At 64.8% G+C, this 12,339-nt stretch carries 12 protein-coding genes; 9 read left to right on the forward strand and 3 right to left on the reverse strand.

Annotation, left to right across the window (positions count from 1 at the left end; translation table 11 throughout):
* Positions 1-17: 17 nt before the first annotated feature.
* Positions 18-677, reverse strand: coding sequence for a TetR family transcriptional regulator (locus tag IC66_RS0133980; RefSeq protein ID WP_173019825.1), 660 nt, complete (start codon positions 675-677; stop codon positions 18-20).
* Positions 678-827: 150 nt separating this feature from the next.
* Between IC66_RS0133980 and IC66_RS0133985 the strand changes: the two genes are divergently transcribed.
* On the forward strand, positions 828-2,000 hold the full coding sequence (locus IC66_RS0133985; RefSeq protein ID WP_038950636.1) for an acetyl-CoA C-acetyltransferase: 1,173 nt from the start codon (positions 828-830) through the stop codon (positions 1,998-2,000).
* A gap of 178 nt (positions 2,001-2,178) precedes the next feature.
* Positions 2,179-3,723 (forward strand): acyl-CoA synthetase, encoded by a 1,545-nt coding sequence (locus IC66_RS0133990; RefSeq protein WP_038950637.1) that lies wholly within the window; start codon positions 2,179-2,181, stop codon positions 3,721-3,723.
* Positions 3,724-3,833: 110 nt separating this feature from the next.
* Here IC66_RS0133990 and IC66_RS0133995 read toward each other — a convergent pair whose 3' ends face one another.
* A complete protein-coding gene (locus IC66_RS0133995; RefSeq protein ID WP_038950638.1) occupies positions 3,834-4,376 on the reverse strand; it encodes a methylated-DNA--[protein]-cysteine S-methyltransferase in 543 nt (180 codons plus the stop codon).
* A 135-nt stretch (positions 4,377-4,511) separates the two neighbouring features.
* Here IC66_RS0133995 and IC66_RS0134000 point away from each other — a divergent pair, with 135 nt between their 5' ends.
* The gene (locus IC66_RS0134000; RefSeq protein WP_038950639.1) at positions 4,512-5,330 is read left to right on the forward strand and encodes an alpha/beta fold hydrolase; all 819 of its coding nucleotides are present in this window, start codon (positions 4,512-4,514) and stop codon (positions 5,328-5,330) included.
* Positions 5,331-5,332: 2 nt separating this feature from the next.
* Positions 5,333-6,145 carry an alpha/beta fold hydrolase gene (locus IC66_RS0134005; protein ID WP_038950640.1) on the forward strand — a complete coding sequence of 271 codons (813 nt, stop codon included), beginning with the start codon at positions 5,333-5,335 and terminating at the stop codon, positions 6,143-6,145.
* 37 nt (positions 6,146-6,182) lie between these two features.
* On the opposite strand, the gene IC66_RS0134010 is transcribed toward IC66_RS0134005, so the two are convergent.
* A complete protein-coding gene (locus IC66_RS0134010; RefSeq protein ID WP_038950641.1) occupies positions 6,183-6,638 on the reverse strand; it encodes a carboxymuconolactone decarboxylase family protein in 456 nt (151 codons plus the stop codon).
* 99 nt (positions 6,639-6,737) lie between these two features.
* Between IC66_RS0134010 and IC66_RS0134015 the strand changes: the two genes are divergently transcribed.
* From IC66_RS0134015 to IC66_RS0134035, 5 genes are all read left to right on the forward strand, one after another.
* Positions 6,738-7,607, forward strand: a complete 870-nt coding sequence (locus IC66_RS0134015; protein WP_038950642.1) for a sigma-70 family RNA polymerase sigma factor — start codon at positions 6,738-6,740, stop codon at positions 7,605-7,607.
* 178 nt (positions 7,608-7,785) lie between these two features.
* A complete protein-coding gene (locus IC66_RS0134020) occupies positions 7,786-8,463 on the forward strand; it encodes a GntR family transcriptional regulator (RefSeq protein WP_038950643.1) in 678 nt (225 codons plus the stop codon).
* Between the two features lie 143 nt (positions 8,464-8,606).
* Entirely contained in the window at positions 8,607-9,407 is an 801-nt protein-coding gene (locus IC66_RS0134025; protein ID WP_038950644.1) for a phytanoyl-CoA dioxygenase family protein, read from the forward strand.
* Between the two features lie 156 nt (positions 9,408-9,563).
* Positions 9,564-10,877, forward strand: coding sequence for an NAD(P)H-dependent oxidoreductase (locus tag IC66_RS0134030; protein ID WP_038950645.1), 1,314 nt, complete (start codon positions 9,564-9,566; stop codon positions 10,875-10,877).
* 183 nt (positions 10,878-11,060) lie between these two features.
* The gene (locus IC66_RS0134035) at positions 11,061-12,149 is read left to right on the forward strand and encodes a TRAP transporter substrate-binding protein (RefSeq protein ID WP_028139955.1); all 1,089 of its coding nucleotides are present in this window, start codon (positions 11,061-11,063) and stop codon (positions 12,147-12,149) included.
* Positions 12,150-12,339 lie beyond the last annotated feature (190 nt).

The following is a 12,339-nucleotide window of genomic DNA, read 5'->3' on the forward strand; positions in this document are numbered from 1 at the left end:
TGAGAGTTGCGGCCGGATCATCCGGCCGCGGCAGCTTCCCCGGCTTGCGTGAGGATGCCGCCGCAGATCAGCGTTTCCATGTGCTTGATATATTGCCGGCAGACGTCGTCGGTGACCGGGCCGACGCCGGTCGCGCGGGACATCGCGTGCCGGCCAAAGAACAGATGATCGCAGGCGCCGATCAGGCTGGTGTAGAACAGCACGGGATCGGTGGCGCGAAATTCGCCCTGGCTGACGCCCTCGGCGAGCAGGCGGCGGTGAAAGTCGAGCAGCGGCGCCACGAAGAATTTTGAAACTTCGTCCGCGGAGCCGGCGACGCTCTCGTGCAGGAGATAGTGGATCAGCCGGTTCATATAGGGGAACCGGTGATAGGCGCGGATGATGCCGCCGATATGCAGCTTGAGCTTCGCCGTCGCCGTGATCGGCTGCGCCAGCAGATATTCGAGATTGGACATCTCGGTCGCGGCGTCCCGCGCGAGCAGTGCCAGCAGCAGGCCGTCCTTGTTGCCGAAGTGATATTTGACCAGCGCGGCGTTGGCGCCCGACTTCTGGGCGATGTCGCTGAGCGAGATCTCGATCGAGGAGCGTTCGATCATCAACTCGCTCGCGGCCACGAGCAATTTCTCTGCCGTGGAATTTTTTCCGCTGGGGAGCCTGTTCGGTACGCTGGTAGCCACGGAGATCCCTGAATGCACCTCGAGAGGCACGCAGATAAGCCCAAGCAGCGCCTCATCACAAGAATTAATTGATCGATTGACTAAATCATCTTGCGTCCCTTAAATCCGCCCCGACAACCGACCCAATCAAGAATTCAGGGAGAAACCGACATGGCCGAGGCTTACATCGTCGCCGCTGCGCGTACCGCGGGCGGGCGCAAGGGGGGCCGTCTCGCTGGCTGGCATCCGGCCGATCTCGCGGCAAAAGTGCTGAACGAGCTGGTCGACCGCACCAAGGTCGATCCTGCGCTAGTCGAGGACGTGATCATGGGCTGCGTCATGCAGGTCGGCGAACAGTCCAACAATGTCGCGCGCAACGCGATCATGGCCTCGAAGCTGCCGGAGAGCGTGCCCGGCACCTCGATCGACCGCCAGTGCGGCTCCTCGCAGCAGGCACTGCACTTCGCCGCGCAAGCGGTGATGTCCGGCACCATGGACGTCGTGATCGCTGCCGGCGTGGAATCGATGACGCGCGTGCCGATGGGCCTGTCCTCGCAGCTTCCCGCCAAGAATGGCTTTGGCAATTACAAGAGCCCGGGCATCGAGCAGCGCTATCCCAACATCGTGTTCAGCCAGTTCACCGGCGCGGAGATGATGGCCGAGAAGTACGGCCTGTCGAAGGATGATCTGGACGAATATTCCTATAACAGCCATCAGCGCGCGATCGCGGCAACGCAAGCCGGCCACTTCAAGAAGGAGATCGTGCCGCTCGAGATCACCCGCGCCGACGGCAGCAAGGACACCCACCACATCGACGAGGGCATCCGCTTCGATGCCACCCTCGACGGCATCAAGGGCGTCAAGCTGATCGCCGAGAACGGCAAGCTGACCGCGGCCAGCGCCAGCCAGATCTGCGACGGCGCCTCCGGCGTGATGGTCGTCAACGAGCGCGGCCTCAAGCAGCTCGGCGTGAAGCCGCTGGCTCGCATCCATCATATGACCATGACTGGCGGCGATCCCGTCATCATGCTCGATGCCCCCCTGCACGCCACCAAGAAGGCGCTGGAAAAGGCCGGCATGAAGATCGGCGACATCGACCTGTTCGAGGTCAACGAGGCCTTCGCCTCGGTGCCCACGGGCTGGCTCAAGACGACCGGCGCCGATCCTGACAGGCTCAACGTCAACGGCGGCGCCATCGCGCTCGGCCATCCGCTCGGCGGCTCCGGCACCAAGCTGATGACAACGCTGGTCCACGCCCTGCACCAGCGCGGCAAGCGCTACGGCCTGCAGACCATGTGCGAAGGCGGCGGCATGGCCAACGTGACGATCGTGGAGCGCCTGTAAGCTACTGCCGCCACACTAACGGTGTCGTCCCGGCGAAAGCCGGGACCCATACCGCGAAATCTATCGATAGTGGTTGGTCGCAGTACCGAACGACGATCCTCTGCCAAACGACGCCCTGTGGTTATGGGTCCCGGCTTTCGCCGGGACGACATCTCGTGTGCCTTTGGGACCTGCGCTCATGACTCACCCCTCCATCCACGCCCGCACCACGCCCGACAAGATCGCCTACCGGATGGCCGGCACCGGCAAGGCGATCACCTATCGCGAGCTCGACGAGCTTTCGAACCAGGGCGCCCATCTGTTCCGCTCGCTCGGCCTCACGGCCGGCGACCACATCGCGCTGCTGATGGAGAACCGCCTCGCCTTCATGGAGCTGTGCTGGGCCGCGCAGCGGAGCGGGCTCTATTACACCGCGATCAGCCGCTATCTGAAGCAGGACGAGATCGACTACATCATCGCTGATTGCGGCGCCAAGGTCGTGATCACCACGCCGAAATGCGCCGACCAGATCAAAGGCCTGATCAAGGGCACCCCCGGCGAGCCGGTCTTCTACATGATGGACGAGCCACAGCCCGGCTTTCGCTCCTACGACAAGGAGGCCGCGGCGCAGCCGACCACGCCTGTTACGGATGAGGTCGCCGGCTACGACATGCTGTATTCGTCCGGCACCACCGGCCGGCCCAAAGGCATCAAGAAGGCGTTCGAAGGCAACAGGATCGACGTGCCGAACGCCTTCCTGCGCGTGCTCTGCGCCGACATGTGCGGCATGAACGCAGAGAGCACCTATCTCTCGCCTGCGCCGCTCTATCACGCGGCTCCCTTGCGCTTCAACATGATGGCGGTCGTGCTCGGCGGCACCTCCATCATCATGGAGCATTTCGACGCCGAGGAATTCCTCAAGCTCGTCGAGAAATACAAGGTCACCCAATCACAGCTGGTGCCGACCATGTTCGTGCGCATGCTGAAGCTGCCGGACGAGGTTCGCAACCGATACAACGTCTCCACGCTCAAGGGCGCGATCCACGCCGCCGCTCCCTGCCCGATCGACGTCAAGGCGAAGATGATCGAATGGTGGGGGCCGATCCTGATCGAGTATTACGCGGGCTCGGAAGGCAACGGCGTCACCGTCTGCAATTCGCAACAATGGCTGGAGCATCGCGGCAGCGTCGGCCGCGCCGTGGTCGGCAAGATCAAGATTCTGGACGAGAACGACGAGGAGCAACCGCTCGGCGAGATCGGCACGGTCTATTTCGCCGACGCGCCCGCGTTCACCTATCACAACGACCCCGAGAAGACGAAGAAGGCCTACAACGCGAAAGGATGGTCGACGCTCGGCGATGTCGGCTATCTCGACAAGGAGGGCTTCCTCTATCTGACCGACCGCAAGTCCTACATGATCATCTCGGGCGGCGTGAACATCTACCCGCAGGAGACCGAGGACGTGCTGATCACCCACCCCGACGTCGCCGACGTTGCGGTGTTCGGCGTGCCTAACGAGGAGATGGGTGAAGAGGTGAAGGCGGTGGTGCAGCCGCACGACATGAGCCGCGCCGGCAAGGCGCTCGAGGCCGATTTGATCGCCTATTGCAAGGGCCGCCTCTCCGCCATCAAGTGCCCGCGTTCGATCGATTTCGAAGCGGAGCTGCCGCGCACGCCGACGGGCAAGCTGGTGAAGCGGCATTTGCGCGATAAATATTGGCCGAAGACCGCGACGAAGATTTAGCACTCGGTTCGTAGGGTGGGTTAGCGAAGCATAACCCACCTCTTCTGCTTCTGCGGAGACAAAGGTGGTGGGTTACGCCTTCGGCTAACCCACCCTACGCTGCCGTAGTCTCAATCAAACAAACTCGGCGTGTGGTTCACCAGCGCGCCTTCGATCTCGAGCATCTTCAGCTTCGTCACCACGCCGCCATTGGCCGAGAAGCCGCCGGGCTTGTTGCCGGCAGCCAGCACGCGATGGCAGGGCACGACGATCGGGCACGGATTGTGGCCGAGCGCCTGGCCGACGTCGCGCGACAGCTGGACGCCGCCGAGCTGCTTGGCGATGTCGCCATAGGTGAGGGTCTTGCCGGGCGGGATGGCACGGGCGATCGCATAGACGCCGAGGTTGAACTCGGGCACCCCGTCGAGATCGAGCTCGATATCGGTGAGGTCATCCGGCTCGCCCGCGAGCAGTTTTGTCATGCGGTCGATCGCCTGCCGCACCTCAGGGGTCGGCTCGGCCTCAACGGCATCGGCGTGCCGCTGGCTGATGCGGGTGCGGACCTTCCCTTCGCCGCCCATCGGCAATTGCGTGCCGTTGATGCCGCGCGGGCCCCAGGCGATGGCGCAGAGGCCGATCCTGGTGTCGAACAGGGCGAAATGCTGGTCGGTCATGGCTTGGTTCCTGGCTTGCGTTGCCTCGCATGCCCCCAATGTGATCTCGGGCCAAATCTAGGCTTGGAAATAGTTGCGATCCACCCGGTTTCCGGGAATCTTGCACAGGAGTTCCAACCCCTTCGCGAGCTAAGAATGCAGAGCCTCCACGTCAACGGATACGACATGCCCTATCTCGATGTGGGCGAGGACAGCGGCCGGCCGCCGCTGGTCTGCGTGCACGGCTCGCTCAACGACTTCCGGGCCTGGGGCTGCGTGCTCGGCCCACTGACCCAGCGGCATCGGGTGATCGCTGTGAGCCTGCGGCACTTCTTCCCGGCGCGATGGGACGGCATCGGCGACACCTACTCGATCGCCCAGCATGTCGACGACGTCATCGCCTTCATCGAGAAGCTCGATCTCGGCCCAGTCGACCTGATGGGCCATTCCCGCGGCGGACACATCTGTTTCCGCGTGGCGCAGCGGCGGCCAGATCTTTTGCGGCGGCTGATCCTGGCCGAGCCCGGCGGCGAACTCGATGCGAGCCTCGACCCCGATTATGCCGGCGGGCCCTCGCCGCTCCTGGCGCGCTTCGTGGCCTCGGCCGAGAAGATCGCCGCCGGCGATGTCGACGGCGGCCTCGCCGTGTTCGTGGACACGCTGGAAGGCGCCGGCACCTGGCCGCGGCTGCCGGCGATGGTGAAGCAGAATTTGCGCGATAATGCCTATACGCTGATCGGGCAGGTCCGTGACAACCGCCCGCCGTTCTCGAAGGCGGATGCGGAGCAGATCAAGATGCCAACGCTGTTCATCCTGGGGGCGCGGACCAAGGGCCTGCTGCCGAAGGTGCTGCATGCGCTCGCCGCGCATGTGCCCTATTCCAAGACGGCGATCATCCCGAACGCGACGCATCCGATGTTCGAGCAGGCGCCGCAAAAATACTCCGAAGTGGTCCTGGATTTTCTGGCGAGCTGACCATGCAGACATTCCACGTCAACGGTTACGACATGGCTTATCTCGAAGTCGGAGATGGCCATCCGCTGGTCTGCGTGCACGGCACGCTCGGCGACTTCCGCACCTGGTATTCGGTGCTCGGCCCGCTGTCGAAGACGCATCGGGTGATCTCGGTCAGCCTGCGGCATTTCTTCCCCGAGCATTGGGACGCCGTCGGCGACGATTACAAGATGGCGCAGCATGTCGCCGATATGATCGCCTTCATCGAGCAAGTGAGGCCCGGCCCCGTCGACCTGATGGGTCATTCGCGCGGCGGACATATCGCGTTTCGCGTGGCGCAGGCGCGGCCTGATCTGGTGCGAAAGCTGGTGCTGGCCGAGCCGGGCGGCGATCTCGACGCATCGCTGCCGGTGCCGGAAGGCACGCCCGCGCATCCGCCGCTGGCCGCGCGCACCGCGCGATCGGTCGAGATGATCCGCGCCGGCGATATCGAGGCCGCGCTGCAGAATTTCTACGAGGGCATCGAGGGTGACGGCTCGTGGCGGCGCGTGCCGGCAGCGGCAAAGCAGCAGCTGCGCGACAACGCGCTGACGTTCCTCGGCCAGATCAACGAGCAGCGCAGGCCCTACACGATCAGCGATGCGCAGGCGATCCGGACGCCGACGCTGCTGATCGGTGGCGGGGCGACAACGGGAAGCCTCTCGGTGATGTGGCGCGTGCTTGCCGAGCATATCGCAGGTGCCCGGACGGCGGTGATTCCGAACGCCGGCCACTGGATGTTCGAGCAGGCCCCGCTGGAGTTCGGCGAAGTGGTGAGCAGGTTCCTGGCGGAATAGGAGCTCTCCCCGCAAGCGGGGAGAGGCAAGAGAGACCTCACACCTTCCAAACGCCGACCGGCATCTTGATCGTCGCGTTCAGCCGGTTCCAGACGTTGATAGTGGCAATCGAGAGGACCAGCGTTGCGAGCTCGCGCTCGTCGAAATGCTTGTCGGCCTCGTTCCAGATTGCGTCGGGCACCGGATCCTCGCGATCGGCGAGACGCGTGACGGCCTCGGTCAGCGCCAGCGCGGCGCGCTCGGCGTCGGTGAAATAGGGCGCATCGCGCCAGGCGGACACGGCGAACAGGCGCTCGTCGGTCTCGCCCAGCTTGCGGGCGATCTTGGGATGCATGTCGACACAGACGCTGCAACCGTTGATCTGGCTGGCGCGCAGGTGCACCAGTTCCAGGAGCTTTTCCGGCAGACCCTGCTTGGTCAGATTACCGAGGGACTGCAGGACATTCATGGCCTCGGGGAGGACCATGACAGGGTGATTCATGCGGGCGTGCATCTTTTTCGTCTCCATCGCTCGAATTGCGAAGGTTCCGGTCACATCGGCCGGATTGGCTTCGTCATGGGCATGACGGATCGCGACGAGGGAATGTGACCGATGACCGAAAAAAACTTCGAAGACAATTTACTCAGCCACCAGTTCGAGGCCAGCAGGGACCATCTGCGCGCGGTCGCCTACCGGATGCTGGGCTCCGGCGCAGAGGTCGACGATGCCGTGCAGGAGGCCTGGCTCCGGGTCAGCCGCTACGACATGTCCGATGTCGCGAATTTGCGCGGCTGGCTGACGACCGTGGTCGCGCGCATCTGCCTCGACATGCTGCGCGCGCGGAAGTCGCGCAAGGAAGAGCCGATGGGCCCGCATGTGCCGGAGCCGGTCGACGAAACGCGGGAGCGCGAAGCGGAGATGGCCGATTCCGTCGGCGCGGCGCTGCTCGTCGTGCTCGAGACTTTGCAGCCGGCGGAGCGGCTCGCCTTCGTGCTGCACGACATGTTCGCAGTGCCCTTCGAGGAGATCGCGCCGATCGTCGGCCGCTCGGTCGACGCGTCGCGACAGCTTGCAAGCCGGGCGCGGCGGCGCGTGCAGGGGGCACCGGTGCCCGAGACCGACCTGTCGCGCCAGCGCGGAATCGTCGATGCTTTCCTCAAGGCATCGCGCGAGGGCAATTTCGAGGGGCTGCTCGCCGTGCTCGATCCCGACGTCGTATTCCGCGCCGATATGGCCGCGGTGCGGCTCGGCTCGCTGCCGGAGATCCGCGGCGCGGACGCGGTCGCGCAGCTCTACAAGGGCCGCGCCCAGGCCGCGCGGACGGCGCTGGTCGACGGCGAGATCGGCGTTGCCGTCATTCTCGGCGGACAGCTGCGCATCGCGCTGCGTGTGACGTTCAACGGCGAACGTATCGCCGGGATCGAGGCGCTGGCCGATGCGGAAGGGATTGCCGCGCTGGAGGTGGAGGTGCTGGAGGGCTGAGGCGGGCGCCTTTTTGCGAAAACAACCCCATGCACAGTAGACGGGCACAGTAATATCAATGACTTAGTGGAGCAGCACGGGGCGCCATGGCGTGGGCGCGGAGCCCGTCTTGACGCCCTTCCCCTCCCGCGATACCGTCGAATACGGAATTCCGTATTCCCTCGTAGGAGCCGCCGGCGTGATCCCTCTCGACCCGCTCCCGAACCTGATCGACCAGGTCTATGCCCGGATCCTGGAGGCGATCTCCGACCGCACGCTTCAGCCCGGCCAGCGCATCCGGCAGAACGAGCTCGCCGACAGGCTCGGCGTGTCGCGCCAGCCTGTCTCGCATGCGCTGCACCTGCTGCACCGCCAGGGTCTGGTCGCCGAGAGCGGCAAGCGCGGCTTTGAGGTCACCCAGCTCGATCCCGCGCGCATCCGCCAACTCTACGAGGTGCGCGGCGCGATCGACGCGCTGGCCGCGCGGCTTGCGGCGAAGCGCGCCGCCAGCGACGCGGCAGGACGCGCACGGCTGGAGGCTGCGTTCGCCGCGGGGCGCGGCATCGACCGCAACACGACACTCACTGAACTGATCGTGCTCGACGTGGATTTTCACCGCGCGATCTATCAGCTCGCCGGGAATCCCGTGATCGAGGAGACCATTGCGCCGCAATGGCCACACATGCGCCGCTCGATGGCGACGGTGCTGTCGGAGCTCGACTACCGCGGCAGCGCCTGGGCCGAACATGCCGATATCGCCGGACACATTCTCGCGGGCGACGTTAAGGCGGCCGAAGCCGCCGCGCTGGCGCACGCGCAGACGGCGGGACGGATGACTGAGGAGAGATTGAGGGCGACGGAGGAAGCGGCGGCGTAGCGACAAACGCCGTCATTCCGGGCGGGCGACAGCGCGACCCGGAATCCATCGGGCCTCAGAAACTGCGGAGAAATGGATTCCGGGCTCGCGACTTCGTCCCGCCCCGGAATGACAAAAACAAACAAAACAGGAGGAAACGGCCCATGAAACTGTCTCAGGAGCAATTGGAGTTCTTCCACCGCGAGGGCTGGCTGTTCCTGCCCGAGCTGTTCAGCCAGGAAGAGGTCGATCTGCTGGCGCGCGAGGCGGTCGGCATTTACGACGCAAACCGTCCCGAAGTCTGGCGCGAGAAGAGCGGCGCGCCGCGCACGGCTTTTGCCGCGCATCTCTACAATGAGGCGTTCGGCCTCCTCGGCGCGCATCCGCGCATGATCGATCCGGTCGAGCAGCTGTTCGGCGAGCCCGTCTACATGCACCAGTTCAAGATCAACGCGAAATCGGCCTTCACCGGCGATGTCTGGCAATGGCACCAGGATTACGGCACCTGGAAGCGCGACGACGGCATGCCGGAGCCGCGGGCCATGAACATTGCGATCTTCCTCGACGAGGTGATGCCGATCAACGGTCCCCTGATGCTGGTGCCGCGCAGCCAGAATGCCGGCGATCTCCAGGCCTCGCATGATCTCGCCACCACCTCCTATCCGCTGTGGACGCTGGACGAGGCGACGGTGACGCGGCTGGTGAAGGAGGGCGGCATCGTGGCGCCGACCGGCAAGCCGGGGGGCATGCTGATGTTCCACGGCAATCTCGTGCACGGCTCGGCCGGCAACATCACGCCCTTCCCGCGCAAGATCGTGTACCTGACGCTGAACGCCGTCTCGAACTACATCCGCAATCCCACGCGGCCGGACTACATCGCGCATCGCGACTTCGCCCCGATCAAGACGGTGGACGACGACGCGCTGCTGCGGCTTGCCCGTGCACCAAGGCAAGCGGCGGAGTAGACTGTCATTCCGGGGCGACGCGTAGCGTCGAGCCCGGAATCCATAGCCATCATCGGGAGTATGGATTCCGGGCTCGCGACTTCGTCGCGCCCCGGAATGACGACGTTGATAGTTCGCGTGGTCCCCCGATCACAACTGCAATCCTGGACATTTCCCATGAACCTCTTCCGCCTCCTCCAGGCTCGCGCGTCCGCCGGCAGGCCCGTTCGTGTCGCGCTGATCGGTGCGGGCAAGTTCGGCTCGATGTTTCTGGCGCAGGTGCCCCACACGCCGGGGCTCGAAGTGCCCATCATCGTCGACATCGACCGCGACCGCGCACGCGAGGCCTGCCGCACGGTCGGCTGGAGCTCTGAGCGGATCGCCGCAACGGTCTTCACCGATGACGGCGCGCGCGCCATTGCCGGCGGCGCGATGGACGTGGTGGTGGAGGCGACCGGAAATCCCGCCGTCGGGATCAGGCATGCGCGCGCCGCGATCGCGGCGGGCAAGCATATCGTGATGGTGAATGTCGAGGCCGATGTGCTGGCAGGTCCGCTGCTCGCCGAGGAAGCGCGCAAGGCGGGCGTGGTCTATTCGCTCGCCTATGGCGACCAGCCCGCATTGACCGCGGAGATGGTCGACTGGGCCCGCGCCACAGGTTTCCGCGTGGTCGCCGCCGGCAAGGGGACAAAATACCTGCCGGCCTATCACGACGTGACGCCTGACGGCGTCTGGCACCATTACGGCCTCACCGCGGGCGAGGCACAATCGGCCGGCATGAATCCGCAGATGTTCAACTCCTTCCTCGACGGCACCAAATCGGCGATCGAGATGGCTGCGATCGCCAATGCCTGCGCCCTCGACGTGCCCGCGGATGGCCTGCTGTTTCCGCCCTGCGGCGTCGACGACCTCCCGCACATCATGCGGCCGCGCTCGCGCGGCGGCGTGCTGGATCGGGCGGGTCTGGTGGAGGTCGTGTCCTCGCTCGAGCGCGACGGACGGCCGGTGTTTCGCGACCTGCGCTGGGGCGTCTATGTCGTGCTGGAGGCGCCGAACGACTACGCCGCCGACTGCTTCAGGCAATACGGCCTCAAGACCGACGCCAGCGGACGCTATGCTGCGATGTACAAGCCCTATCATCTGATCGGGCTCGAGCTGAATATCTCGGTGCTGTCGGCCGCGCTGCGCGGCGAGCCAACCGGTCAGGCCAGCGGCTTCCGGGGCGACGTCGCAGCGGTCGCCAAGCGCAATCTGCGCGCGGGCGAGATGCTGGACGGCGAAGGGGGCTACACGGTGTGGGGCAAGCTGGTACCGGCGGCAGCAAGCCTGAAGGCCGGCGCCTTGCCGATCGGACTTGCGCATCGCCTGAAGCTGAAACACGACGTCGCACACGGCGCGGTGGTGCACTGGAGTGACGTCGAGTTCGACGCGGGCAATGAGACGGTGAAGGTTCGAAAGGCCATGGAAGCCGCGTTCGCAGCGCAGCATTGAACGGCAGCGACGATAGCGCAACCAAAGTGCGCTTGATTTGCGCTCCCCCTTTGGTCATCCTGACCGCGATCCGGGACATCCAAATCTCGGACGCCAAGAAACGTCGGCCAGCGGCGAAGATAAAGCGACGCAAGATCGCGATCCCTCGTCGAGGACACGACATCACAGGAAGAGGGGAGACGCATGGAACGTCGTAAGTTTCTGACGGCAGGCGGGCTGGGCCTGGCCGCGAGTGCAGTTGCCGCGCCGGCCGTTGCACAATCGATGCCCGAGGTGAAATGGCGGCTGGCGGCGAGCTGGCCAAAATCACTCGATACGCTCTATGGCGGCTGCGAATATTTCTGCAAACGCGTCGCTGAGATCACCGACAACCGCTTCCAGATCCAGCCCTTTGCCGCCGGCGAAATCGTGCCGGGCCTGCAAGTGCTCGACGCCGTCTCGAACGGCACCGTCGAGATCGGCAACACTGCGCTCTATTACTATTGGGGCAAGAACCCGGCATTCACCTTCGGCACGTCGCTGCCGTTTGGTCTCAACACCCGCCAGCACATCTCCTGGCTGTTGTGGAATGGCGGTCAGGAGATGCTCAACGATCTGCTGAAGGAGCATAATGCGATCGGCGTTCCGACAGGCTCGACCGGTGCCCAGATGGGCGGCTGGTTCCGCAAGGAGATCAAGACCGTCGACGATCTCAAGGGCCTGAAATTCCGCGTCGGCGGGTTCGCCGGCACCATCATCTCGAAGCTCGGCGGCGTGCCGCAGCAGATCGCGGCCGGCGACATCTATCCGGCGCTGGAGAAGGGCACGATCGACGCGGCCGAGTGGGTGGGCCCGTATGACGATGAGAAGCTCGGCTTCGTGAAGGTCGCGAAGTACTACTACTATCCGGGCTGGTGGGAAGGCACCGGCCAGGGCCACAACATCATGAATCTCGAGAAGTGGAATGCGCTGCCGAAACATTATCAGGCGGCGATTTCGGCGGCCTCGCTCGATACCTTCACCTGGGTGACCGGCAAGTACGACTCGGTCAATCCGCCCGCGCTCAAGCGGCTGCTCGCCGCCGGCGCGATCCTCAAGCCATTCCCCCAGGAGGTGCTCGAGGCCTGCTATGGCGCGGCGGGCGAGATCTACGCCGATCTCGCCAAGAGCAATCCGCATTTCGGCAAGATGTATGCGAGCCTGACCGCCTACCGGGCCGACTCGCTGGCCTGGATGCAGGTCGCCGAGCTCAGCTTCGACAGCTTCATGATGCGGATGCGGACGCGGACGTAATCGCACTGCGCTGCGAGGCGCGAAACGACAAAAGCCCCGGAGATGTCCCCGGGGCTTTTCTGTTGCGTCGATGAAGACATCGTAGGGTGGGCAGAGGCGCGACAGCGCCGTGCCCACGATCTCACGCATGTGGACAGGGATGGTGGGCACGCTTCCGCTTTGCCCACCCTTGTATTAGCGCGCCGGATTA

Source organism: Bradyrhizobium genomosp. III, from assembly GCF_000261705.1.
Lineage (GTDB): Bacteria > Pseudomonadota > Alphaproteobacteria > Rhizobiales > Xanthobacteraceae > Bradyrhizobium > Bradyrhizobium ottawaense.